This is a genomic window from Nocardioides daeguensis (assembly GCF_019192965.1).
Classification (GTDB): domain Bacteria; phylum Actinomycetota; class Actinomycetes; order Propionibacteriales; family Nocardioidaceae; genus Nocardioides; species Nocardioides daeguensis.
Window position 1 is genome coordinate 59937 of sequence record NZ_JAHTKU010000017.1, and the last position, 22805, is coordinate 82741.

At 70.8% G+C, this 22805-nt stretch carries 24 protein-coding genes; all 24 read right to left on the reverse strand.

Features of this window, described 5'->3' with window-relative positions; genetic code table 11:
• Positions 1 to 10: 10 nt before the first annotated feature.
• A complete protein-coding gene (locus KU893_RS13935; protein WP_218234977.1) occupies positions 11 to 1555 on the reverse strand; it encodes a putative type IV secretion/conjugal transfer ATPase in 1545 nt (514 codons plus the stop codon).
• Positions 1555 to 3060: an SCO6880 family protein gene (locus KU893_RS13940; RefSeq protein WP_218234978.1), complete on the reverse strand. Its 1506-nt coding sequence runs from the start codon at positions 3058 to 3060 to the stop codon at positions 1555 to 1557. The genes KU893_RS13935 and KU893_RS13940 overlap by 1 nt, the downstream gene beginning before the upstream one ends.
• 85 nt (positions 3061 to 3145) lie before the next feature.
• Entirely contained in the window at positions 3146 to 5125 is a 1980-nt protein-coding gene (locus KU893_RS13945) for a type IV secretion system protein (RefSeq protein ID WP_218234979.1), read from the reverse strand.
• 20 nt (positions 5126 to 5145) lie between these two features.
• Positions 5146 to 5943 (reverse strand): hypothetical protein, encoded by a 798-nt coding sequence (locus KU893_RS13950; protein ID WP_218234980.1) that lies wholly within the window; start codon positions 5941 to 5943, stop codon positions 5146 to 5148.
• A 13-nt stretch (positions 5944 to 5956) separates the two neighbouring features.
• The gene (locus tag KU893_RS13955) at positions 5957 to 6838 is read right to left on the reverse strand and encodes a hypothetical protein (protein WP_218234981.1); all 882 of its coding nucleotides are present in this window, start codon (positions 6836 to 6838) and stop codon (positions 5957 to 5959) included.
• Positions 6838 to 7131 carry a hypothetical protein gene (locus KU893_RS13960; protein ID WP_203048687.1) on the reverse strand — a complete coding sequence of 98 codons (294 nt, stop codon included), beginning with the start codon at positions 7129 to 7131 and terminating at the stop codon, positions 6838 to 6840. Before KU893_RS13960 ends, KU893_RS13955 begins: the two co-directional genes overlap by 1 nt.
• 38 nt (positions 7132 to 7169) lie before the next feature.
• Positions 7170 to 8021: a P-loop NTPase family protein gene (locus KU893_RS13965; protein WP_218234982.1), complete on the reverse strand. Its 852-nt coding sequence runs from the start codon at positions 8019 to 8021 to the stop codon at positions 7170 to 7172.
• A complete protein-coding gene (locus KU893_RS13970) occupies positions 8018 to 8176 on the reverse strand; it encodes a hypothetical protein (protein ID WP_218234983.1) in 159 nt (52 codons plus the stop codon). The genes KU893_RS13965 and KU893_RS13970 overlap by 4 nt, the downstream gene beginning before the upstream one ends.
• Before the next feature lie 61 nt (positions 8177 to 8237).
• Entirely contained in the window at positions 8238 to 9191 is a 954-nt protein-coding gene (locus tag KU893_RS13975; RefSeq protein ID WP_218234984.1) for a hypothetical protein, read from the reverse strand.
• 444 nt (positions 9192 to 9635) lie between these two features.
• Entirely contained in the window at positions 9636 to 10127 is a 492-nt protein-coding gene (locus KU893_RS13980) for a hypothetical protein (protein ID WP_218234985.1), read from the reverse strand.
• The gene (locus KU893_RS13985; protein ID WP_218234986.1) at positions 10127 to 10921 is read right to left on the reverse strand and encodes a hypothetical protein; all 795 of its coding nucleotides are present in this window, start codon (positions 10919 to 10921) and stop codon (positions 10127 to 10129) included. The genes KU893_RS13980 and KU893_RS13985 overlap by 1 nt, the downstream gene beginning before the upstream one ends.
• Before the next feature lie 83 nt (positions 10922 to 11004).
• Positions 11005 to 11568: a hypothetical protein gene (locus KU893_RS13990; RefSeq protein WP_218234987.1), complete on the reverse strand. Its 564-nt coding sequence runs from the start codon at positions 11566 to 11568 to the stop codon at positions 11005 to 11007.
• Complete coding sequence (locus tag KU893_RS13995; protein WP_218234988.1) at positions 11565 to 11837, reverse strand: hypothetical protein; 273 nt, start codon at positions 11835 to 11837, stop codon at positions 11565 to 11567. The genes KU893_RS13990 and KU893_RS13995 overlap by 4 nt, the downstream gene beginning before the upstream one ends.
• Before the next feature lie 22 nt (positions 11838 to 11859).
• A complete protein-coding gene (locus tag KU893_RS14000) occupies positions 11860 to 15120 on the reverse strand; it encodes a LysM peptidoglycan-binding domain-containing protein (RefSeq protein WP_218234989.1) in 3261 nt (1086 codons plus the stop codon).
• Positions 15117 to 15566 carry a TadE/TadG family type IV pilus assembly protein gene (locus KU893_RS14005; protein WP_218234990.1) on the reverse strand — a complete coding sequence of 150 codons (450 nt, stop codon included), beginning with the start codon at positions 15564 to 15566 and terminating at the stop codon, positions 15117 to 15119. The genes KU893_RS14000 and KU893_RS14005 overlap by 4 nt, the downstream gene beginning before the upstream one ends.
• A complete protein-coding gene (locus KU893_RS14010; RefSeq protein ID WP_218234991.1) occupies positions 15563 to 16024 on the reverse strand; it encodes a TadE/TadG family type IV pilus assembly protein in 462 nt (153 codons plus the stop codon). Before KU893_RS14010 ends, KU893_RS14005 begins: the two co-directional genes overlap by 4 nt.
• Complete coding sequence (locus KU893_RS14015; protein WP_179530381.1) at positions 16021 to 16416, reverse strand: TadE/TadG family type IV pilus assembly protein; 396 nt, start codon at positions 16414 to 16416, stop codon at positions 16021 to 16023. The genes KU893_RS14010 and KU893_RS14015 overlap by 4 nt, the downstream gene beginning before the upstream one ends.
• A 17-nt stretch (positions 16417 to 16433) precedes the next feature.
• Positions 16434 to 16637: a hypothetical protein gene (locus tag KU893_RS14020; protein ID WP_218234992.1), complete on the reverse strand. Its 204-nt coding sequence runs from the start codon at positions 16635 to 16637 to the stop codon at positions 16434 to 16436.
• 78 nt (positions 16638 to 16715) lie between these two features.
• Positions 16716 to 17627, reverse strand: coding sequence for a type II secretion system F family protein (locus KU893_RS14025; protein WP_218234993.1), 912 nt, complete (start codon positions 17625 to 17627; stop codon positions 16716 to 16718).
• On the reverse strand, positions 17624 to 18565 hold the full coding sequence (locus tag KU893_RS14030; RefSeq protein ID WP_218234994.1) for a type II secretion system F family protein: 942 nt from the start codon (positions 18563 to 18565) through the stop codon (positions 17624 to 17626). Before KU893_RS14030 ends, KU893_RS14025 begins: the two co-directional genes overlap by 4 nt.
• Positions 18562 to 20241: a TadA family conjugal transfer-associated ATPase gene (locus KU893_RS14035; protein ID WP_218234995.1), complete on the reverse strand. Its 1680-nt coding sequence runs from the start codon at positions 20239 to 20241 to the stop codon at positions 18562 to 18564. The genes KU893_RS14030 and KU893_RS14035 overlap by 4 nt, the downstream gene beginning before the upstream one ends.
• On the reverse strand, positions 20238 to 21077 hold the full coding sequence (locus KU893_RS14040) for a MinD/ParA family ATP-binding protein (protein WP_218234996.1): 840 nt from the start codon (positions 21075 to 21077) through the stop codon (positions 20238 to 20240). The genes KU893_RS14035 and KU893_RS14040 overlap by 4 nt, the downstream gene beginning before the upstream one ends.
• A 3-nt stretch (positions 21078 to 21080) precedes the next feature.
• Positions 21081 to 21710, reverse strand: coding sequence for an SAF domain-containing protein (locus tag KU893_RS14045; protein ID WP_246592639.1), 630 nt, complete (start codon positions 21708 to 21710; stop codon positions 21081 to 21083).
• A gap of 368 nt (positions 21711 to 22078) precedes the next feature.
• Entirely contained in the window at positions 22079 to 22525 is a 447-nt protein-coding gene (locus tag KU893_RS23795; RefSeq protein WP_218234998.1) for a helix-turn-helix domain-containing protein, read from the reverse strand.
• Between the last annotated feature and the right edge of the window lie 280 nt (positions 22526 to 22805).

Below are 22805 nucleotides of genomic sequence, written 5' to 3' on the forward strand. Positions count from 1 at the left end.
CCCGGACGGCTCAGGCCGCTGTCTCGATGGCCTCGTTGGTGTAGTAGAGCTTCTTCTCCAGCGGATGCAGCACGGTCTGGACCTTGTAGGTGGCGTCGCCGATGCACCACAGCGCGCGGCCCTTGTCCTGCATCGCCCACCCGGAGACGAGGTCCTGGGCGATCGGGCCGAGCCCGAGCATCGAGTCGAGCTCGCGGGCGACGCGCGGCTTCTGCGCGCCGAGGATCTTGATGTCGGCCAGCTCGAGGAGGTCCTTGGCGATCATCGCGGCCTGGGAGTCGGCGTCGCCGACCGAGAGCAGGTCGGAGGGCTTGTGGAGGTTGCAGAACTGGATGTCGCCGCCCTTGCCGGCCATGCCGCGGGAGAGCCGCAGGTCGGCGTCGAAGCTGGCCACCGCGGCGGTTCCGAGACGCATCTGCTTCCAGACCTCGTCGCGCACGACGATGCGCAGGTCGCCGGGCTCGGCGATCTCCCGCAGGCCGCGGCCCCAGGAGTTCATGCACAGCAGCGCGATGCCGACCGCCTCATCGCCCAGGCCGTCGAGCCGGGAGAGGCTGAACGACTGGATCGGGGCGCGCCAGTCGACCTCGATGTTGGTGAAGTCGTCGAAGAGGCCGGCCAGGGTGCCGGTGACCAGCTCGCCGAGTGCGTTGCGCAGCAGCCGGGTGTCGTCGAGGAACACGCGGGTGTTCGCGTACTCGCAGGCCCGGACGAGCTCCTCGGTGGGTTTGCGCAGCAGGTCCCACAGACGCGGGATGGTCGTCTCCTTGAGGACGGTGTTGCCGGCGGCGTAGCCGGTGAGGATCTGCAGTGCGTTGCGAACGACGTCGCTCTCGTCGGGACCGAACGGGACCCGGCGCTCGTCGTCGATCTTCATGGATCCGACGAGGCCGCGGACCAGGACCAGCCAGCGCTTGAAGATGATCGTGGCGCGGCGCTGCTGTTCCTCGGCGGAGAGGTCCTTCCAGCCGTCGCCGAGCGGGCCCATGTCCAGCGGGTTGACCCGGGCCCAGAAACCGGGGGCGATGACGAAGGGCTCGACCCCGAGCGCGCGGCACAGGGACTCGTACTCGTCCTTGACGTCGCCGGTGACCAGGGTGCGGTAGCCGAAGGGCATCATCCGGGTGCAGAACGCCTTGGTGGTGCCGGACTTGCCACTGCCGGGCTTGGCGAACTGAAAGATGTTGGGGTTGGTCGCCGGCACGTCATCGCGCAGCACCCACCCGAACGGGTCGCAGTAGAACGAGCCGCCCGAGAGCTGGTCGACGCCCATCTGCGCGCCGGTCGGAGGCAGGGCGGGCGCGGAGACGAACGGCCAGAACACCGGCGCCTGGTCGCTGGTCATGCACCAGGCCGACGCCGGCGCCGTGGCGGCCGCCCAGCCGCGGCCGCCACGAGCTGCGCCGCGGCGCGGGGTGTACTTGAAGATCCGGGGCTCCCTGGCCTCGGGCTCGAGGGCGGGGATCGTGGGCAGGTCGTGACCGAAGTCCGACAGCAGGGCGGCCATGTCGCGGCCGCCGCGGCGGTTGCGGCGGTTGCGGCGAGAGGTGGTCATCAGGCGTCTCCGCTCCGGGTCAGGCTCGTTCCGAGCGGGATGGTCGAGGCGGCGAACCCCGTGTCCTGGGCGAGGTCGAGGCGCAGCGGCGCGAACCCGGCGCGGCGGACCGATGCGTCCAGGCGTCGGCCGAACTCCGTGATCCGCAGCGTCTTGGGAACCGTGACCGTGCACACCGCGTAGGGGCGGGTCAGCGAGTTGCCGCGGGCCAGCTTGGCGTCCAGTCCGCGGGCCTTGTGGGCCTCGTCGCGCTGCTTGGCGCGGGTCTTGCGGCCGAGCTTCTCGTTCATGCCCTCGGCCAGGTCGGCGGCCCACTCGGCGTTGCCCGACTGCCGGTCGGCCTTGGACTGGGACACGATCGGGTAGGCGACAACGAACGAGCGCCGCTCGCCGGACTCGCTCGGGGTGAGGATCGGCGCGAGTGCGCCCATCGCCACACCGCGGGTCGGCAGCTTGATGGTGGCGCTGATCGAGTTCCAGGCGTCGTGGCTGTAGTGCCGCACCGTGGCGTCGGCACCGGACGGGCCGGCCATCGCCCACGGGACGTCGGCGTTCACGCCCGGCTCCTTCTCCCGCATCGCCAGGGCCTCGACGATGCCGGCGCGATCGCCGGGGGCGAACCCGGTCCGGCAGGCAAGCGCCAGCTCGGGCGAGGTGAGCCACCGGACCGAGGTCATGCCCATCGGGCCGCGCAGCTGTGCCTCGATCTCGGCCATGAGCAGGTAGATCTCGCGACAGCGTCCCTCGAAGCCGCCGCCGGACTCCTTGGCCGACCGGGCGATCCGGGTCTCGGGGACGACGATCGTCACGAACGTCTCGGTGCGCACCGACGCCTGGGTGAGGCCGTGGGCCAGGTCGCTGTTGACGACCTCGGCCAGCTCCGGGGCGTTGGCGCGGCGGTGCTTGGTGACCCACAGATCGCGCTCGGCACCGTCCTCGGGGACGGTGCGAACCATGAAGAGGATCTCGTCGACCTTCTCGGTGCGCCCGGCGACGTCGAGCAGGCCGGCGAGCGCCTCGCCGTAGCGGTTGCGCTCCTCGACGTCCTTCATGCCGATGCCGGGGTGCACGATCGCGGCGGTGACCGCCCACGTCTTGGTGGCGTGGTCCTGGATCACCGCGACGCGCTGCAGCTGCGAGCCGTGCGGCGGGCCGTCGTGGATCTGGACCCCCTGCAGCACCCCGGGTAGGTCCGGGGTGTCGAGGTCATCGCCGCGGCCCTGGGTGGCCTTGGCCCTGAACGAGGTCCAGCCCAGCAGCCCACCCACGGCGTACGCCGTCGAGGCGAACACCCAGCCGGTGGCCGAGCGGCCCCGGACCGGGATGACGGTGATGGCCAGCAGGAACAGCCAGACCAGGGCGAACAGGAACGCGGAGAACCACGCCCCGCGGCTGATCGCCCAGAACGCCGGCAGGCTGGCCAGCGCCAGGAACATCAGTTGGCCTCCGGAGAGGCCGAAGAACCAGCCGATGCGGTCGCGCTGGTAGTCGGCGTAGATGGTCATCGTCGGCTTCCTTCCGGGTCAATCTGGATGTCAGTGAGGTCGGGGTTGGTCGGCAGGGGGGTGAGGCGGATCGGGCGGCGCATCGCTACACCGCCACCGGGGGGATTCCGCCGGCGGCCGCGCCGGCACCACCGGCGCCGCCCGCCGCTCCCCCACCGCCACCGGCGGCTGGGGTCTTGGGAGCTGCTCCGGCTCCACCGGCGCCGCCCTGGCCGCCACCCGAGCCGCCACCAGGTGCACCGCCGGTGGGCAGCGTCGGAGGTGTCGGCGGAGCAGGCGGCATGGGCGGAGTCGGCATCTGCGGGTCCGTGTCACTGGGGTCCCCGCCGCTCTGCGAACCGGGGTGTGTTCCGCTGCTCTGGTCGCCGGACTGGCCGCCGGACTGGCGGCCTCCCATGCCGCTGAAGTCCGGGCCGTAGGTGCTCTGCCCGACGCCGGCCTGGTTGGTCTCGTCCGACATCAGCGAGGTCGCCTTGGCGCCGGCGGAGTTGATCCAGCCCATGCCGGTCGACAGCGCCTGGCCGACCGGGCCGAAGCTGCCGAGGAGGCCCTGGGTCGACTTGTTGAACCGGTCACCGGTCGAGGCCTCGGCGCTCTGCTCACCCGAAGACCGGCCGTTGGCGTCCGTGGTCGACGCGGCCGAGGAGCCTCCGCCGGCGGCACCGCCGCCGAGCAGGCCTTGGAGGCCGCCCTGAATTGCCATGCCCTGGCGGAACGACGCTCCGCTGGGGGTGCCCGGGTCGACGAAGGCCAGGAGCTTGAACAGCGCCAGCGGCGCCACGACGCTGATCAGGATCGTCATCACTGCCGGCAGCGCGGTGCCGAACGCCTTGGCCGCGTCCTCGGCCAGGTGCGCCGCGACGCCGTCGGCGAACTGCACGCCGATGCCCAGGACCATCACCATCAGCACCGGGGTGAACGCCGCGGCGTGGAACCAGCGCAGCGACTTCCAGAACCAGGAGCGGGTGAAGTCGGAGACCAGCCCGGCCGCCGAGAGCGGGCCGGTGGCGGTCAGCACCAGCAGCGACGCGGCGCGGGCGAGGTAGACCAGGACGTGCCCGATCGCTGCCAGCCACAGGAAGATCCCGAGGAAGGCCAGCGCGGTGGCCACGCCGGCGTCGGTGATGTCGTCGATGCCGAGTCCCCCGAGCGGGTCCCAGTCGGGCCAGGTCTGCACCTTGAGCAGCGACTTCATCAGCGCCTTGGTGATGGCGCCGCAGGCGGCGACGATCATCACGCAGTAGCCGAACCAGCAGGCGCAGACCACGACGAACTGGCCGGCGCCGATGAACGCCCGAGCAAGGCTCTTGCCCTCGCGTTTGAAGGCCGCGGCGCCGAGCTGGATCATCGCCAAGATGACCACCAGGGCCAGCGCCAGCCACAGGGTGAAGGCGTAGACGTCCTTGCCCGGTCCGTCGGCGCTCAGGTCGGGGGTCAAGAACAGCTCGCTGAACGTGAGCACGATGCGCAGCACGAACAGGCCGGAGTTCCAGATCGCGAGCATGGCCGCGGTCCAGGCGTCGGCCGCGGCCTTGGCGATGACGTCGCCGATGGCCTCGAACGGGTTGGGAATGTCGCCCAGCCCGGGGATGCCACCGCCGAAGAGGTCGCCGACGTTGGGCAGACCGGGGATTCCGGGCAGGCCGGGGACGCCCGGAAGCCCGGGCAGTCCGCCGATGTTGCCGCAGATCGCGTCGAGGATCCCGCAGCCGTCCGGGAGCAGATCGCCGGCGCCGTCGACCACGTTGCCCGCGCCGTCGAGCACATTGCCAGCGCCGTTCTTGACGTCGTCGGCGGCGTCCTTGCCGCAATCGATCGGGTCCTTGGCGCAGTCGACGGCGTCGCCGCCGAGGTCGCACAGCGCGTCGGGCCCGGGGCAGCCCATCTTGACGTTGCGGGCCGGCAGCTGGCCGGTCGTCGCGACCGGGGCGAGGTTCGCCGAGCTGGCGGCCGGCTCGCTGGCCGCGGCCGCGGCGGGCGGCTGCAGCGCGGTGGCGGCACCCAGGAGCGTGGTGAGGACGAGGACGGCCAGCGCGGCTCGAGCGACGTGGCCCAGCCTGGTCACTCGGTCGACGACAGCGGCGGTCACTGGGGCGCTCCGTTGATCGGGATCCAGCCGGCCTGCTTGTACTCCGGGGTGCCCGGCGCGACCGCCTGTGGCTGGCCGGTGGAGACCAGGTGGTCGATGTCCTCATCGCTGCCCTGGACCAGGCGCCAGTCCCCTACTCCGTCGACCTCGGTCCAGCGCATCAGCTGGGTGCCGGCGTAGAGGCGATCGCTGACCTTGCCGTTGGCGGTGGTGAGGGTGACGTAGCTGAGCAGGTTCACCGCGTAGTAGCCCCCGTCGTCAGCGGCGAGCTCTTCGAGGGTGTAGGCGATCGGTGTCACGGCGTACGACGCGGGCGGCGGGACGTCGCCCTCCTTCGGGACGCCGGCCTGCTGGCGGCGCAGCGCGACGGCGTCGCGGGCCCGCTGCTCGAAGACCGCCTTGTCCTCGGGGGCGGCGTACAGGCCGGCCACGGCGGCGGCCTGGTCGTAGTCGAACCCGAGCTGTGCCTTGGCGACCTCGACCTGCAGCGCGACCGCACCGAGGTCCGTGGCCGGGAACCGGACGGGGTGGCCGTCGACCACCTCGGCGCCGGTCGGGATCACCACGCCGTCCGCGGGAGCGGTGTCCGGGGCCACCTGCTCGACCGAGACGTTCTGCCCCTTGGACTGGCTCGAGCCGCCGGAGGCGGTGTCGGTCCCGCCGTTGTCGTCGGCGCGTCCTCGAGCTCCGAGCCACACGGCGGTGGCCACCAGGGCGGCGATCACCACCAGGACGCCCACACGCAGCAAGGTGGTGCGGGACTCCCCCATCGGGCCGTTGATTCGGTCGCTCATCTCGTTGCGCATCTCAGTGCTCCCCTTCGTGGTCGCCGGGGTTGGTGGGTTCGGTGGTGTGGTCGGTGGACCAGGTGCGCCAGCCGGCCTCGTGGGCCAGCTGGGTGCCGGGCCAGGTGGCGGGTGCGGGTGCCGGCGGAGTGCCGGGGGCGACCATCCAGCGGCCGCCGACCCACTGCATGCGCTCGCAGTGCGCGAAGGCGATCTGGCCCTCGGACTTGTAGGTCGCGCTGACCTTCATCAGCACGCAGACGGTGGCCCAGTCGGGGCCGTCGGTTCCCTTGATCAGCGCGCCGGCCGGCTCGAGGGAGACCGAGGCGCTGGGGTCCTTGACCTCGCCCATGCCGGTGCTGGACAGGAAGGCCCGGACGCTGGCGGTGATCCACCAGTCCTCCGCGCGGACGCCGCCGGGCAGCGCCCAGGCGTTGTAGACCTCCTCGGCGGTGGTCAGGCTCATCGACTGCAGCACCGCGAGGTCGATCTGGGCGAGCTGTCCGATCGCGCCCTCGGGGGTCTGCGGGAACCCAGTCATCACGAAAGCGGGTCCGTTGACGCCGGCGCCGGCCGGGATCTTGATCTCCGGGGCCTTGGTGCTGGCGGTCCCAGGATCTGCAGGGGGGAAGGCCGCACTCTCCGGAACGCTGAGCATCGGCTCGGCCGCGATGTCGTCGCGGTGTGCGGCACCGCGGGCCACCGTCGAGTGGTCGGTCTCGCCGGTGGCCACGCCGGTGTTCGCGTTCGCCTCGTCCCCGATACCGGCGATCGCCAGGTACACCGCGTAGACGAGGCCGACCAGCAGGAGCACAGCCACGGCGACGGCGGCGGCGGCGCCGAGCAGCCGGCGCCGGCCCCACTCGGTGGTGGCCTCGGCCTTCTTCGTGGCTGCGCGCCGCATCAGATGCAGCCCTTGCCGAGGATCCCGTTGAGCATGCCGGGCAGGACCAGGTAGGCGATCGCGCAGGCGAACACGACGACCACCGAGATCACGCCGACCTTGGAGGCGTGCGGCAGGGAGAACACTCGGCCGGCGATGATCGCGCCGATGGCGATGATGATGCCGAGACCGAACAGGACGATGACGCCCCACAGCACGTAGCTGGTGATCTCGTTGGTGGGTCCGACAGCACCCGGGGGTGCCTTCGGGCAGACCTGGGCGGCCATCGGGAGAACAGCGGTCATGACGTCCATGGGTGGACTTCCTTTCTGGGTTGCTGACCCCCGGTGGGTCAGGCGCTTTCGCTTGTGTCGGTGGTGGGCAGGTGTGCGGGCTCGAGCAGTTGGCGGGCTGCCGAGATCAGGGGGGCCGGGACGGGCCGGGAGTCCAGGCCGTTGACCGCGAGCTCGCGGTCCTCGGGGATCTCCACGCACCGGTCTGCGACCAGGGCGCGCCGTACGGCGGGGCCGCCGGCGTGCTCGAGGCCCCGGGGCCACTTTTTGCGGCGCGGACCGCGTACGGCGAGGGTGATCTGCTCGGGCTGCCAGTGGTTGGCCAGCAGCTCGAGCGCGACTGAGGCGCGGCGCATCCCGGGGACGGTGGCGGTGGTCACCAGGACGATCTGGTCGGCGGTGCGGACGGCCTCGGCGAGCCAGCAGTCGGTGGCCAGCAGTTGGCCGGCCTCCCAGCCAATGTCGAGGATGGTCAGCTGGGTCTCGTGCTCGGCGTCGGTGGGCAGCGGGACCTCGTCGACGCCGGCGAGGACCTCGCTGGCGCGCTCGAGCAGGACGTGGTCGCGCTTGCCCTGGCGCCAGTCGGTCGGGTGCAGGCCGAGCTCGGCGGTGCTGGCCGCGGCGAGACCGGATGCGGTGACCGAGCAGCACTCGATGACCCGCACCGGGCTGGCGGCCGCCAGGCCGGCGGCCAGGGCGACGGTGCTGGCCCCGACCGAACCGGCGCAGCCGATCACGGCGATGGTGTGCTCGCCGGCGGACGGGGTCCAGTTGTCGGCGGCAGCGGTGCCGCGGCCGCGGGGTCCCTTGCCGGCGCCCGGGCCGGTCCGGAACTCGCCGGCGCTCACCGCGTTCCAGGCCCGCTTGAGCTCGTCGACGCCGACCGGGCGGCTCGAGGTCTGGGTGCTCACTGGGCCTCCCCGATGCCGCCGCGGCGGTACTCGAGCGCGGCGCGAACCTCAGCCGGGGTGAGGCTGGCCAGCTGGGCCTTGGCGGCCTGCACCTCGTGCAGCTGGGCGATCTGCTCCGGCGTCCGGCTCTCGCCGGCGTCCTGGGTGTTTGTCATGGGCTTCACCACCTCCAGTCGCCTATGTGTCGCGGGGCGGTGGGAGCGATCACGATTGCGCTCATTCGTCATGGCCGAACTTCCTCGGAGCGGCCGCGGCGAGGGCGCGCACGGTGCGCGATCCGTGGCGACGGACGGTTGCCTCCGAGACCCCGATGCGGGGTGCGACGCGGCTGGACACCTCGTTGCTGAGTAGGCCGCCGTAGCCGCGGGTCAGGTTGCGGGTCTCGATCCGGTCGGCTTCGTCGACCAGGCACAGCAGCAGGTAGCGGTCGGCCGCGCTGATCACCTGGTTCTCGCAGGCCCACGCCAGCAGCTCCAGCAGCTCCTCGGTGGCCGACGGCTCCTCCTGCTCGGGACCGGCGTCGGCGAGGATCTCGGGCCGGTGGAACAGTGCGCCGGCGACCGGCTCGGTCGGCAGCTCGCCCTTGCTCCACGCTGCCCCGTCCGAGGCGTCCAGGTCGCCGGTCGAGAACGACTCGACGAGGGTGGTGTTCGCCCAGGTGCGGTCTGCGCGGGAGACGTGGAAGAAGTCGCCGACCTCGCGGAGCACCCCGACCCGGGTGTTGATCAGGATGTTCGCGGCGACCTTGCGCAGACGGCGCCACTTGAAGGTCCGCACCTCGATCCACAGCTGGGAGGCCACGAGCTCGTCGATCCGCTCGACGGCTGACCAGGAGCCGGCGGCGACGGGCTGGCTGTCCCGGAAGACCTCGCGGGGAGGCAGGGTGCTCAGCCAGCCGGCGAGCCGGCACGCACCGGGCAGCAGGCACTTGGCGAGCGCGGCCGCCGCGGCGATGTCGTCACCGCCGTCGGGGGCCGCGAGCATGGCCAGCGCCAGGAGGACTTCGTCAGAGGCTGAGCTGTCCACCGAGGGCAGCCAGGCACGCAGGTCGTCGAACTTCTCGACGACCCCGAGCCGGGGATCCGCTGCCACCCAGGCCGGCCACTTCTGGCGGGCCTGGTCGAGCAGTTCGCTGTTGTCGTCGAGGCCGAGCTGGTCGCCCACACTCATCGCACTCGCTCCTTTCGTCCGTGGCTGAGCACGGCAGAAAGGTCGCGAGCGGGCGTCCCCGCATCCGTCCCCCCAAAGCCCTGATTTGGAGGGGGGACGCTGAGGGGGGACGCGCGTTTCCGCAGGTCAGAGGGCGTCCCCCCGAAAGTTCAAGAAGTTTCGGCCGACCTCCTTGCGCGCCCCGATTGCGGGCGGCGATCGACCGGGCGCGGGAGGCTGTCGCGGCCTCGGCGTCGGCCTCGCGGCCCGGGCCGCAGAGACCCTGCCCGCGATTTCCGATTCCCCGGCGCCGCCCGCAGGGTGCGTGCTCTACTTGGCCCAAGAGCCCCAGGTGACCCGAGACGCCTGGGGCTCTTTCGCGTCCAGCAGCAGACCACGGCCGGGGGAACAAAACAGGTCCCCGTCCTGCTCGAGGACGGGGACCTGCTTCTTGTGATCGGTACTCTACGGGGTGACGCCGACCCCTCGTGGACTCATGTAAGTCGCCACGGTGATGACGCCCATGTGCCAGGTCCCGCTCCACTCGGCGAAGCTCGAGAACGCATCCGGTCCCTGCTCCCCCACCGCGACGATCGCCTCGCCGTCTCTGGCCAGGCGCTCGATCCACGCCGCCGGGTGGTCGTCGACGAGCTCGCCCTCCACGACGACCGGGGGCTCGGCGACGAACCGACCTTCCGGGGCCTCGATGATCCTGACGTCACGAGCTCGGCCGACGTCCAGCGCCCACCCGGTCAGCCGGGGGTACTGAACCGGGTTCCCGGGCTGGAGCAGGCCGGCCTTGAAGGCCCGCCAGGTGGGGGCCATGTCGTACATCTGCGGCCGCGGGTCGATCCCCCGGTTCAGCCACTCGGACAGGCTCGTGAACAGGCCCATCCGGGGCGGCATGCTCGGCAGCACAGTGAGCCGCGCCCACACGTTCTCCACGTCTACGCCCATCACTGCGTGAGCACCTGGGCCTCCCCGATGCGGATGGGCAGCGGGTCGGTGGTCAGGTCGAACTCGATGGTTCCGGACTGGCCGCCGCCGGTCCACTCCACCACCCAGTGGCTCGTGGCGGTGACCTGGTAGGCGCCGTCGGGCTGGTCCGACGACATCTTCGCGTAGCGGTGGCCGCAGGTCGGCGAGGGCTGCTTCCCGTAGTGATCTGCGTACGGCGTGCCCTTGCCCGTGCAGGTCACCTTGGTGCCGTCGCCCATGTTCCACACGATGTTGGAGACGCTGGCCGTCGCGCTCACCGAAACCGATCCCTCGCTGGCGGAGCGGGTGATCGGACCGAACGTGTCCTCAGTCGGGCTGTCGACCCACATCCACACCGGCAAGCCGACCAGGCCGGCACGGTTCGCGCCGGACTCGGGAACGATGCCGATCTCGATCGGGTCCAGGTCCATCGAGGCGATCGCACGCTCGGCGAGGACCACCGGGTCGATTCCAACCTCGCCGGCCTCGATCCACATGTACTCCCACGATGAGCCCGGCGGCGGGAAGTAGCAGACATGCCACCACCCGTCCTCCTTGGTCTGACCATCCGGGGGGACCATGGCGTCCGGACCGCGCTCGCCGATCCAGCACGCATACTTGCTGCTCCAGACCGACCCGCCCGGGCCCGTGCACGGGATCTCCTTCCCGTCGTACTTGCAGGTCGACGAGCCGCCGGTGTTCCCGTTGCCGCCGCCGTTGTTGCCACCCTCGCCCTCTTCGCAGTGAACCTCGCCGGTGACCGGATCTGCCACGCAGTCAGCGCTGGCGATCGACGCGGTTGCGAACACGATTACGACCGATCCCGCCAACGCAACGATGAGCGCTACGACGCGCCTCAGCATGGCTGGTCCCAGAGCAGGTCCGAGTCGGAGACCTTCCACACGCCCTTGTCCTTCACCAGCGTGTACTCCACCGGCGCCGGGTTGCGAAGCGGCTTCCCCTTCGGATCAGTGAAATCGGGCTGCCGAACCGCCCCATCGTTCTTCCACGTCACGCCCGTGCGGTCCTCGCAGTCGATTATCAGCATCTCCTTCCCCCGGTTCCGCGGTTCGTCGAGCGTGTGCGTGTACTCGCCCTCGACCGTGACCTTTTTCAGGCTCATGCTCGCCACCGCGTGCTGCAGCTGCAGGAACTCATCGCCGGTCGCGACCGGGTTCAGAGTCTTGAAGTCGATCGTCCGCTTTCGGTAGGCGATGTCTCTCACCTCGAGGTAGGCCTCCAGCTGGGCCGCGGCCTTCTCCTCCGGGGTCATCGGGGTCGGCGTGCTGGTGGGCGTCGGCGAGGGCGACTCGCTGGGGGTCTCCTTGACCTCGGGGTCAGTGTCGTCGCCGCCGCAACCGCTGAGGGCCAAGGCGAGCGCGAGGGCCACTCCCCCGAGTACGGAGTGGTGCTTCCTCATGCGGTGTCTCCTCCTGTGTTGGGCAGCGTCGTGACTGATCTGCTGACGTCGTTGGCGATGTGCTCGAGGTGCTCTTCTGCGGCGTCGACAAGCTCGGCGAGCGAGCCGTTGTCGGCCGGGTCGATGCCGAACTTCTTGTCGGCGTTGTAGAGGGTCCGGATGGTGTCTCGCACGAACACGGCCCGGGCGATACGGCGGGCGTCCGGGTCGGGACGGTCTCCGCCGGCCGCGACGTAGCGGCCGGTGAGCTCCTGATCGAACGTTGTCATGCGCTGGCGCTCCCTTCCCGAGTCAGCTCGCGAGCCAGCCGTGCGTACGGATGATGGTCTTCGTGCGCTCCGACAGTTCCATAGGCGCATCACCGTCGTCGCTGCGGTTGCAGATCTCCTCGCGGAGGATCCGGTCGGCCTCGAGCTGGTCGCCCTCGGCCTTCATGACATGCGCCAGGCACAGGCGGGTGCTCTCGCCGTCGGGATCGGCCCGGTTGGCGACGTAGGCCGCAGAGCGGGCCTTGACCAGGTCGCCGGCCGCAAGTGCCTCGGTGACGACGATGAGCGCGACGTCGGCGATCCACCCGGCGGCCATGAGGTCGACGCGGTCGGGCTCGTTGGCCAGCCAGGACCATCCCTCCTCGCGCAGCTGGCTGAACGGCTGGGCCTCCCCGACCAGCTCGAGCGCGGTGCACAGGTCCGCGACGCCTTCGGCGCCCCCTCGGGCCTGGCCGCGCTTGCGGAGCCGGAGGAACAGGTCCAGGTCGACGAGCAGGCCGTCGTCGACCTGGTAGACGTTGACGCCGGTGACCCTCGCGGCCGGTGCCTTGTCAGCGTAGGGAAGGTGGTCCTCGCCGGTTCGAGGGTTGGTGCTGAGCCAGTCGCGGACGATGTTGGTGTAGTCGCGCACCTTGCCGTCGGAGATCGAGAACGCCTCGCGGATCTGCTCGCGGGAAGCGCCGTGCTTGCGGTGCAGCGCGAGGAACGCCAGCAGCTCGGTGAAGTACGGCTTGCGCTTGGCCAGCGCCTTGCCGTAGGCCCGGGCTGCGACCGGACCGAGCAGGGTGAGCCGGGGCCGGTCGCAACTGGGTGAGAACCAGTCGGCGACGTCCTGGTCCAGGTCGGGGTCCTTCTCCTCGACCTCGGCGCGAACGTGAGCCGGCACCTTGGGCGCGAGCGCCTCGAGGTCCTCCTGCACGATCGCGCTCTCGCGGATGTACTCCTCGTCCTGACCCTCGAGGAGGGAGGACATCGGCTCGTCGACGGCGTCCTCGGGGGTGTTGCGCGGCAGCGTGTACTCGCGGCGCAGCGCCCCGGAGGAGTCGGTGTAGGCCTCCCAACCGTCGGTGGCGGTCTCGTCCACCGGGGTGTCGACGTACTCCGGGGTCTCGCTCTGGGCGTAGACCAGGGCGCAGCCGCGGGCCTCGTCGCTGGTGAGTCCGACGGCGATGAGGTTGAGGCCGGCGTGCTCGAGGACGACGCGGCCGGTGTTGGTCATGTGCAGCACCGCGCCCGGGGTGTTGGGGCGTTCGCCAGCGACGACGATGGAGGTTGCCGACTGCCCGACGTGGTCGTTGACCAGTTGCAGCAGCTGCTCGATGTCCTCTGGATCACCGGCTGCAGCGTCGACCAGGAGCATCCGGGCCGGCCAGGTGTCGTCGTCGACGCTGCCGGTGCGGGCCGTGGAAACGTCGGTGTCGTGGCGCTTGGCCCGGTCGACGGTGGTGACCGCGGCCGCGAGGATCTCCGCGGTTGCCGGCGACCCGGCTGCTCCGGTCGGGTAGAAGCTGATCCGCTCGTCCATGGCGACGGTCTCCTCGGCCACGCCGATGCAGTCGACCTGCACCCGCCGCGACCAGGGGTTCACGGCCAGCTGGGCGGCGAGGTGGCGGGCGAAGTCGCGACCGTAGGTGGGGTCTCCGCTGATGGTGAGGGTCGACAGCTCCTCGCAGTTCAGCAGCCACGTCTCGCCGGTGTCGCTCATCCCGATGGTGGCCAGCAGCGGGTAGGGCGGCTCGACGTTGTCGGTGTCGGGACCGAGCTGGTCGACGTCGGTGTCCGTGGTGACGTGCCAGTGGGTCTGGTCGGGGCTGCCCACCCAGGGCGCGGGGACGGTGGCCGGGGCGCTGAGGTGCAGGGTCAGCTTGCCGTGCCCGAGCTCCACCGCGGCGAGGGGCGGCATCGTGGTGCCCTGGGCGCCGACGGCGGCCGCGAGGCGACGCAGCGCCTCGTCGGCGAACTCCACGGTGGCGGCCGCGGCGGCGCCGGTGGCGTTCAGGGTCATCTCCACCGGCGCGAACTCCGGCGACGGGGCGGCGATCGCACGGCCGGGCGGCCGGTTGCGGAACGCGGCGCGTCGGCGCGAGCGCAGGGCCATCAGCAGGGCCCCGGACAGCAGCACGCCCCCGCCGGTGAGACCGGCGAGGACCCAGGGTGCCTCAAGGATCGAGTCGTCGCTGTCGTCGACCTGGTCGACATCGGCAGCGGCCGCCGCCGGCTCCGCGGCCTGGGGCGGCGCGACCTCGGGCGCCTCAGTCTCAGGCGCCGCAGTCTCTGACACCTCAGGCACGTCGGGCTCCTGGACGACCGGCGGCTTCTCCTCGGCCGGCGGGTCGACGGGCTGCTGGTCCTCGGGGCTGGCGGGGTCTTCGGGCTCGACCTCACGTGGCTGCTGCTGGTCTTCGGCGCCGGGGATGTTGAGGGTCCAGCCGACGTCGATGACGTCGGGGTCGGTCAGCTGCACTCCGCCGGGCTGGGCGATGCCGGCCGACGCCTGGTAGATCTCCGGCCACCGGTCGGCGTCGCCGAGCTGCTCGTGTGCGATCTCGCTGAGGGTGTCGCCGGCCTGGACGCCGTACTGGTGTGCGGGGGCGTCCTTGACCTGGTGCGCGGGGAGCTTGAGCACCCAGCCGGGCTCGAGGAAGTTCGGCTGCGTGCCGAGCAGGTCGCGGTTGAGCTCGGCGATCTCCTTGTACCTGGCTCCGTCGCCGAAGTGGTCCGCGGCGATCGACCAGAGGCTCTCCCCCGGCTTCACGGCGTGGTCGACGGTCTTGGGCGCCTGGCGCTCCTGCTTCGTCTCGACCGTGACGCCCTGCGGAGCGGGCGCCTGGTCGACGGCGCTGGCGTGGACATGACCCACCGCGGCCGGGGCGGCAGCGGCCGGAGCGGCGGTGGCTGCCTGCGTCGCGATGGGTGCGGCGATGAACAACAGGGCCGCGAGCCCGATCAGGTTGCGGGCGCCGGCCTGCGGGAGCCGGAGGCCCGGCAGCTGGGGTGCCTGGATGTTGCGGAGCCGCGCGATGGCCTCCACGACGAGGCTGAGCGCCATGAAGGCCCACGCGGCCCAGCCGATCACCTTGAACAGGCCGAGCACGAGGGTGCCGTCGTCGGGCGCCAAGAGCGCGTCCTTGATGCTGTCCAGGGTCGGGACCTGGTCGGGGATCGGGCTGGCGCCGATGGCGACGAACAGGGCAGGGAGCCCGACGAGGATGCCGAGCACGGCGACCGAGGCCGCGAGGCCGGTGAGCCGCTGGCCCAGAGTGGAGTGGGTGGGCGTGGTCATCTTTCGATGCCTCCTTCGGCGCGGATGAGCCGCGCAGACGCCTCCCCGGTGACCTGCATGGTGTCCAGGCCGATGATCCCGAGGAACTTGCTGGTGTAGGTGTCGGTGGTGGTCACGATCAGGGTGTCGCCGTCGACGACGCGCGCGTTGCCTTCCACGCCGGCGGCGTGGAGGTAGTCCATCGCGGCCGCCTTGGCGGCGTTGATGTCGACGCGGAGGTCCTCGCCGCGCACGGCGGTCGAGCCCTGGACCTCCTGGGCGCCGGTGCGGGCGGCCTGGGCGGCGGCGCTGCGGGCCTGCTGCTGGGTGTGGACCTTGCCGCCGAGGTCGACGGCCATCCCGACGAGGATGATCATCGCGAACGAGGCGGTGGCGAACCACACGCTGATGGAGCCCCGCTCGTCACGGGTGCGACCCGCCAGGAGGCGGCACAGCTGGCTGATCATCGGCGCTCCCGGTAGGCATCGACGGGGCTGCTGGCGGTCGCGGTGATCGTCCTGGTCCCCGGCACACCGGGGATGGCAAGGTCGGCGACGTCGACCTTGCAGGTCACCGTTGCGGTCACTTGAGCGGTGGTGCCCAGTGGCGCGTTGAACGCGGCGGCGTTGACCGTGACGCTGGTCGTCGCGCACTGCAGGCCCTGGTCGTGCAGGCTGCTGGTGGCCGCGGACTTGCCGGAGCTGATCGCCTCGCTCTGCGTCCGCTCGATCGAGGCGGCGCGAGCTGCTTCGTAGGCGGCTGCCTCCACCGACTGCTTGGCGATCTCCACGCGGCCGCCGAGGATGATCATCGCGATGAACAGGCCGAACGCCGGGACGCCGATCGCGGCCTCGATCGCCACCGATCCTCGCTCGTCCCGGCGCCTGCGCCGCCACCGGGTCCACCCGTGGAGTTGGCTGGTCATTCGGTGAGCCTCTCGACCGGCACGCTGGCGCTCTGGGAGACCGTGACGTGCCACCCCGGAATCACGCTCAGGGACTTGCCCGTGACCGTGATCGTGGCGGTGGTCGTAGTGCGTGACCCCGAGACGCTGGTCGACGTCATCACGTCGGAGCCGCCGGCATGGTTGAGGAAGGTGTTCGCCGTTGCCAGACCGGACTCTCGGGTGCCGGTCTCGCTGCCCGCCTCGCGGGCGCCCTCCTGCGCGGCCGCGAGCGCTACCTGCTTCGCGTGGTAGTACAGCGCGCCCTGGAGGCCGAGGAACATCAGCAGGAAGAGGGCGGGCATCAAGAAGACCATCTGGATGGTCACCGACCCGCGCTCGTCCCGGCGACGGCGCTGAGAGGTGGCGGACATGACGAACTGGCTCCGGCCTACTTGATCTTGCCGGACTCGCTGGTCACGAAGGCCCTGATGGCGGCGACGACGATGCCGACGATGGCGATGGCCGCCACTGCCCAGAGCACCTCCTGAATCGTGACGGAGCCGCGCTCGTCGCGCTGAATCCGGGCCCGGTCCTCGAGGGCATCGCGCACGGTGAGCACCGCGAGCTGGAGGGCGATGAAGAGCTTCAACATCGGGTTGTTCCTTCCTTGGTCGTTCGGTTTGCGGTCTTGGGCGACCCGTGCCGGTGGGTGGGGTCGGTGTTAGGGGCGTCAGGTGGCGAATCGGAGCATCGAGGGGGTGACGAGGATCGCCATGAAGACGATGCCGAGCAGGCTGGCGGGGATGTACATGCGCTCGGAGGCCGCGTTGGCCTTGCCGAGCTCGGCGCTGAGCATCGCCGAGCGGAGGGCAGCGGCCCGGGCGCGGAGGTTGTTGTAGATCTGCGCTCCGTCCTGGCCGGACTGCTGCATGATGTCGGCGAGGTCGTCGAGCTCGGGGACGCCGAGCTCGTCCGCCAGGCCGTGCAGGGAGTCCCACGGTGCTCGCGTCATGTAGCGGGCGCGGCGCAGCTCGCTCTCGATCCGCTTGAACACCCACGTGTCGCCGACCTCGGCGGCCGAGCGCAGCGCCTGCTGGCCGCTGGAGCCGTCGCGGACGCCGGTGGCGACCATGTCGATGTAGGCGCCGAGGGCGCGGTTGAACTCGATGCGCGCCTTCTTGGCCTCGTCGGTGGCGTTGTAGTTGGGCATGAACCAGAACAGGACGGCCAGGGCCAGCGAGCCGAGCGTGGGGATCGCGAACGGCAGCGGGAGCCCGATCATCGTGAAGAAACCGGCCAGCAGCGGCGGCATGATCAGGCCGAGCATCGCCCAGACGACCTTCTCGCCGTAGAACCGGGCCTCGCTGATCTGCAGGATGGCCAGGTCCTTGCGCGGCGTGTGCGCCCAGGCTCCCCCGGGCAGGTTCTTCATCGCCCACAAGCCGATCCGGTCGACCGCCGATCCGGCGTCGGCGCCGGCGTCGTCGAGGCCGGCGGAGCGGCGCGACACGACGTGGTCCGGCGAGAGACGGTCCAGCGCGTCGACCAGATCAGGGTCCGACGGAGCGAGACGCCACACGAGCAGAGCGAGGGCCAGCCCGAGGAGCGTGCCGCTGGCGAGCGCAATCTGCAGCCCGGTCATGCGAGCGCTCCTTCCTTCTCGCCCGATGCTGTGCGCTGGGCGGCGCGGTGCGCGGTGCGGGCGTCGAGGTCGAGGAACCGCGGGAGCGGCTTGGCGACAGCCATCCGGCGCATCCACAGCAGCGTCGCCACGTAGGCCGCCAGCAGAACCGCGAGCACGACCTGCCCCAGCGGGGTGCCGTACGGCTCGATGTAGTCGCCGGTGAACGCGAGGATGCCCAGCACACCGAGGGTGATCACGGTGACGGTGCGTGCAGTGGTGCGGGGCTTGGCCTGATCGGCGGCGATCTGGCGACGTGCGCGCACATCGGCCGCGACGGTCTCAGCGAGGGCGTCCAAAGCCTTCGACAGACCCGCCTGACCGCGGCCGCTGGCGGCGAGGATCAACTGGCTGACCACGACATCGCCGGTGGAGTCGCTGAGGTCCTCGGCGAAGGCGCGCAGCACGTCCTCGGTGGAGGAGGTGTTGTTCCACAGCCGGGAGACCATCAGCCCGACCTCGCGCTCGATCGGCTCCGGCGTCGACTGCAGCGACTTGATGAGCGCAGAGCGCAGGGACTGGCCGGCGGTCAACTTGCCCGACAGGGAACGGGTCCACTCCTCGAGCGCCTCGAGCTTCTCGATGCTCGCGGCCGCCGGCGGGGGCGTCAGCAGCACCGGGATACCGACGATCGCGGCCGGCACGAGCACGATCGCGATCACCCAGCCGGTCACCAGCGCCACCAGGAGACCGGTCACGGCGCCGCCGACCACCAGCAGCCGAATACGGCGGTCGAGCCGGCCGAACCTGCTGCCCAGCCGGCCGAACGGCGTGACGGTCCGCACGGGCCGCGGCGGCTTAGGAGGCGCCGGGATCAGCGCGTAGGCCATGCCGATCAGGCCGATGACGATGCAGGCGCCGAAGACCGCGGGCAGGAACGCCGACGATGTGGTGCTCATGACGTGGCCACCCCCGGGTTGGCCTGGGACTCGGCCTTGTACGCCTCGAGGTCGAACCCGTGCCGCGCCAGCTCCTGGGCGAGGAAGTTGTCGAGCTTCCCGGTGGCCACGGCATGGCCGAGCTGGTTGGGGGCGAAGATCGGGGTGGTCGCGTACCCGCGGGCCGCGTCGATGCTGGGCTGGACGACCAGGACCTCCTCGACCCAACGCTGCTTGCGGAAGGTGCCGTCGTCGTTCGGGACGACCTCCGAGCGCAGGTACATCACGATGTCGATCGCGGCGGCCAGCTTGCTGATCGCCAGCTCGCGGGTGACCTGCGGGCCCTTCTCCATCGCACAGGAGACGAGCTTCTCGATGGTGTGCTCGGCGCTGCGGGCGTGGGTGGTGCTGATCGAGCCCGGGCCGGACTCCATCGCCTTGAGCATGTTCCAGACCTCCGGGCCGCGGACCTCGCCGACGATCTGGCGAGCGAGGTTGAACCGGAAGGAGTGGTGGATGGCCTCCTCGAGGCTGAACTCACCGGCCTGGCGGCCGTCGAGGCCGACCTCACCGGAGCCGGGCCGATGCTCCCAGGCATGGACGATCTTGTGCCGGTCGACCAGCTCGTGCAGGTGCAGCTCGAACTCGGTCTCGAAGGTGCCGATCATCTCCCACGGCGGGATGCACGAGCACAGGGCGCGGACCCAGGTGGTCTTACCCGAGCCCTGGACGCCCGAGACGACGATGCTCTTGCCGGCTCGCACGCAGGCGGCGAGGAAGTCGGCCAGCACCGCGCCGCAGGCCTTGCGGTCGTAGACCATCTCGTCCATCGACACCTCGCGCATGCCGTGGCGGCGGATCACCACCGAGGTGTAGGCCATCACCCAGGAGCCGGCCGCGAGCCGCGCTCCCCCGGGCAGCCGAAGGTCCAGGTGCGGACGGGCCTCAGTGAAGGGCCGGTTCTGCCGAGAGCCGAGGTCGGCGAGGAACTCGCGCAGCTCGTCCTCGGAGTCGGCGATCGGGTCAGCCTCGACCAGGGTGCCGTCGACCAGCTCGAGCCACACCGAGACCACCGGGCCGCGGGCGATGACGATGATGTTCTCCACGTCCGTGCGCTCGACCAGCGGCTGCAGCCGCCCCAGGCCGAACAGCGCGGCCTTGAGGGCGGTCTTGAGTGCCTTCTCCTGGTCCTTGGTCCACGCCGGGCGGCCGGTGGAGACGAGCGTTTCGGCCTCGGACTTGATGAGCTCCTCGATCACGTCGAGGCCCATCTGCTCGCGGTCCTCCTCGGTGACGCGGCCGCCTTCCTTGTCGAGCCGGGCGGTCAGGCGCGAGGAGATCTCGGCGCGGTACTGCGCGATCAGCTCCCAGTCCAGCTCGACCTCGCCCTCCGCTCCCTGGGTGTGGTGGTGCTCCTCCGGGGTATGCGCGACGAGAGGCCGCAGGCTGAACTCCGACCGAGCCCGCCCCGGCAGCTGCTCCTCGCTGGTCCAGGCGGAGGCGAAGATCGGCAGCGAGGTCGGGTCGTGGTCCTCCGTGGCCGGCGGGGGCGGGGGCGGCTGGATGTTGCGGCCGCGGGCGAATGGTGAGGTGCGGTCGCTGGTCGCGGCGTGACGTGCCTCGAGCCACTCGTCGGCGCGCAGCGGGTCGCGGCCGTTGGTCCCGGGCTGGTGTCCGTTGGTGCCGTTGGTGCTCATGCTCGGCCTCCGTTCGTGGGGGCGAGGGCGGCTTGGTTGGCGGCGAGGATGGACTGGATGGCCGCGGCGCTGGCCCGGTAGCCGCGCAGCAGGCCGGAGGACTCGAACTTGCGGGGCTTGCGGGCGCCGTGGGAGTAGACCTCCGCGGCTTCGGGCTCCCAGTCGACCGAGGAGACCACGGGGATCTGCAGGGCCTTGGCGATGTGGCGTGCGGTGTAGGGCCGGACTCGGGCTCCGGTGGGCACCGTGGGCCAGCGGCGGTCCTCGTCGACGAGGAGGACTCCGAGGCGGGAGAGGCCACCGACCGCGGCGAACTGGGCCCGCAGGGTCTTGGCCCAGCTGGTCGCACCGGCCAGTGCCGGCAGAGAGTTGCGGGTGACGAGCAGGGTCAGGTCGGCAGCCGCGATGAGCGGCTGGGGCCATCCGGCGAGGCCGAGCCGGCCGGCGTCGACGATGACGTCTTGGCCGTTGCTCTCCAGCGCCCGCAGCTGCTCGATGAGCGGATCCCACAGCGGCAGCAGGCTGGGGGCCTGCTCGTGGGCCCGGATGCCGGGCAGGAACCACGCCGACCGCTCGGCCGGCGCCTCAGGGTCCAGCAGCAGCGTCTCGCGGGGCAGGGCGTCGGCCAGCGTCCCCTCGCGCAGGGACAGCGCGAGGTTGATCAGCCCGCCGGTTGGCTCCTGGGTGCCGTGGAAGTAGCCGGCGAACACCGCGGACGATCCGGTCGGGTCGGCGTCGACCAGGAGGACGGGGCGGTGCCAGTTGAGGGTGAGCCCGAGCGCGGTGGTGGAGACGCCGGGCGAGCCGCTCGCGGAGGCCAGGACGATCAGCGCCATGGCTCAGCGCTCCCGGGCGTCCAGGACGAGCGCCACGCGTCCGGTGGCGGCGCGGGCGGCCAGGTCGGCGGCCTCGCGCTCGGGCACCGAGACGTCGACGACGGTCTCCCCCGTCTCCACGATCCGGCTAACACCGACCACGGTGGCCTCGATGGTGACCGGCTCCTCGTCGGTCACCTCGCCCTGGTCGCCGGGCGTGGTGACGATCCGGACCTCGTCGCCGCTGTAGAGGGGCTCTGAAGGCATCTGGGCGGGCGTGAGGCTGATGCCCACCAGGGACTCCCCCTCCCCCGGCACCAGGCTGTCGGTGACTGCCTGCTCGGTGAGCAGGGTGCCGGCCCACAGGTCGACGGCCGCGCGGCTGCCCTCGAGCTCGGCCTTCTGACTGCCGGGAACCGGGGTCAGCGCCGGGTCGACGCTGACCCGCACGACGGCGAGGTCGCCGGCCTCGATGGTCTCGCCGCGCTTGATGTCGCTGCTGACGACGAGGACCTCTTGGGTGTCGTTGACCGAGGTGAACGCGAACGCGGTCCCCAGGCCGCCGGCAGCAACAAGGGCCGCGCAGAGTGCCAGGACCCAACGACTGCGGCGGCGCCTCAGCCGTGGGAAGTGGTTGTGGTCGGGAGGTGCCATGATACTGGCGCGCTTCTCGTCCCGTGGTTGTTGAGCAGTGTTCATCGACACGGATCCCGAGTCCTCTCCTGTCTCGATCACCTACGTGTCAAGACGTGCCGGGAGCGGTCATCGCCAACCCGACTCGATAGAAAAACACTAGTGCATTTCTATCGACCGGATCGTCATCCACAACTGACCGATTCCGAGATGTCATCGCCCGAGTCCTGACGGGACTGGTTGCGTGGCTCAGTCCCCCCGATGGGACTGAGCGCTTGCACGCACCGAACGCCCAGGTCCATGGGACCACAGATCATGCGGACTTTCCGGTAGGAATTTCCACTTGTGGATTACGGACAAACTCAGGAGCCACCCGCTCGTGTGGGTCGCTAGACCTGCCCGCGCCGAAGGCGCTGCTGCCGGGCTTCTTGGAAGGCCGTGGCGACGACGTCAACAGTGTCCGCTAACCCACGCGCGAGGCTCTCAAGCTGCGTGGCTGCTGGGAGTCGGGTCCAACGGCCTTGCTCCCAGGCGTAGTAGGTCGGCACAGCCACGTTGACGGCCGCAGCCAGCTCGGGCACCGTCAGCCCGGCGTTCAAACGCAGTGCCCTGAGATCAGGAACCTCACCGTCTAGGTGAATGAGACGAAGGGTCGGGATGTCGAGGGCTCGAGCAAGCTTCACCAAGAAATCCGGCCTAGGGACCGACGCGCCCAGCTCCCATCGAGATATGCGCTCCCCACCGGCGGCACCAACGAGACGCGCCAACTCATGCTGGGTCAAGCCTGCCTTCTCGCGGGCGGCGCGCAGCACTGAGGGGTCGAGTCCGGAAACCATCGCTGACAGACACTAGTCGCAGCATGCGGGGAGCCGCCGCCGCGAATCTCCTCATCGTTGAACGACCCCCGAGTCCGCCCGTCTCCGCAAGCCGTGTCGTCATGCGAATCATCGGGGTCGGCTGCAGGACGTGCGTCCCTGAAGGCGCGCAGAAGCACCGGGGCCAACGCCGGGACCGCCTGGCTCGCCCTCCAGGACTTCTCAACAGAACACATGCTCCCCCGCTCTACACCCAACTTCTGACGGGCCCGCGAAGTCGATGGGCAAGGCGAAAGGCTTC

What these genes read in the sequence shown, in the direction of transcription:
- KU893_RS13935 (WP_218234977.1), bottom strand. Translation starts at nt 1,555, where the DNA reads ATGACCACCTCTCGCCGCAACCGCCGCAACCGCCGCGGCGGCCGCGAC.
- KU893_RS13940 (WP_218234978.1), bottom strand. Translation starts at nt 3,060, where the DNA reads ATGACCATCTACGCCGACTACCAGCGCGACCGCATCGGCTGGTTCTTC.
- KU893_RS13950 (WP_218234980.1), bottom strand. Translation starts at nt 5,943, where the DNA reads ATGAGCGACCGAATCAACGGCCCGATGGGGGAGTCCCGCACCACCTTG.
- KU893_RS13955 (WP_218234981.1), bottom strand. Translation starts at nt 6,838, where the DNA reads ATGCGGCGCGCAGCCACGAAGAAGGCCGAGGCCACCACCGAGTGGGGC.
- KU893_RS13960 (WP_203048687.1), bottom strand. Translation starts at nt 7,131, where the DNA reads ATGGACGTCATGACCGCTGTTCTCCCGATGGCCGCCCAGGTCTGCCCG.
- KU893_RS13970 (WP_218234983.1), bottom strand. Translation starts at nt 8,176, where the DNA reads ATGACAAACACCCAGGACGCCGGCGAGAGCCGGACGCCGGAGCAGATC.
- KU893_RS13975 (WP_218234984.1), bottom strand. Translation starts at nt 9,191, where the DNA reads ATGAGTGTGGGCGACCAGCTCGGCCTCGACGACAACAGCGAACTGCTC.
- KU893_RS13980 (WP_218234985.1), bottom strand. Translation starts at nt 10,127, where the DNA reads ATGGGCGTAGACGTGGAGAACGTGTGGGCGCGGCTCACTGTGCTGCCG.
- KU893_RS13990 (WP_218234987.1), bottom strand. Translation starts at nt 11,568, where the DNA reads ATGAGGAAGCACCACTCCGTACTCGGGGGAGTGGCCCTCGCGCTCGCC.
- KU893_RS13995 (WP_218234988.1), bottom strand. Translation starts at nt 11,837, where the DNA reads ATGACAACGTTCGATCAGGAGCTCACCGGCCGCTACGTCGCGGCCGGC.
- KU893_RS14000 (WP_218234989.1), bottom strand. Translation starts at nt 15,120, where the DNA reads ATGACCACGCCCACCCACTCCACTCTGGGCCAGCGGCTCACCGGCCTC.
- KU893_RS14005 (WP_218234990.1), bottom strand. Translation starts at nt 15,566, where the DNA reads ATGATCAGCCAGCTGTGCCGCCTCCTGGCGGGTCGCACCCGTGACGAG.
- KU893_RS14010 (WP_218234991.1), bottom strand. Translation starts at nt 16,024, where the DNA reads ATGACCAGCCAACTCCACGGGTGGACCCGGTGGCGGCGCAGGCGCCGG.
- KU893_RS14015 (WP_179530381.1), bottom strand. Translation starts at nt 16,416, where the DNA reads ATGTCCGCCACCTCTCAGCGCCGTCGCCGGGACGAGCGCGGGTCGGTG.
- KU893_RS14020 (WP_218234992.1), bottom strand. Translation starts at nt 16,637, where the DNA reads ATGTTGAAGCTCTTCATCGCCCTCCAGCTCGCGGTGCTCACCGTGCGC.
- KU893_RS14025 (WP_218234993.1), bottom strand. Translation starts at nt 17,627, where the DNA reads ATGACCGGGCTGCAGATTGCGCTCGCCAGCGGCACGCTCCTCGGGCTG.
- KU893_RS14030 (WP_218234994.1), bottom strand. Translation starts at nt 18,565, where the DNA reads ATGAGCACCACATCGTCGGCGTTCCTGCCCGCGGTCTTCGGCGCCTGC.
- KU893_RS14035 (WP_218234995.1), bottom strand. Translation starts at nt 20,241, where the DNA reads ATGAGCACCAACGGCACCAACGGACACCAGCCCGGGACCAACGGCCGC.
- KU893_RS14040 (WP_218234996.1), bottom strand. Translation starts at nt 21,077, where the DNA reads ATGGCGCTGATCGTCCTGGCCTCCGCGAGCGGCTCGCCCGGCGTCTCC.
- KU893_RS14045 (WP_246592639.1), bottom strand. Translation starts at nt 21,710, where the DNA reads ATGGCACCTCCCGACCACAACCACTTCCCACGGCTGAGGCGCCGCCGC.
- KU893_RS23795 (WP_218234998.1), bottom strand. Translation starts at nt 22,525, where the DNA reads ATGGTTTCCGGACTCGACCCCTCAGTGCTGCGCGCCGCCCGCGAGAAG.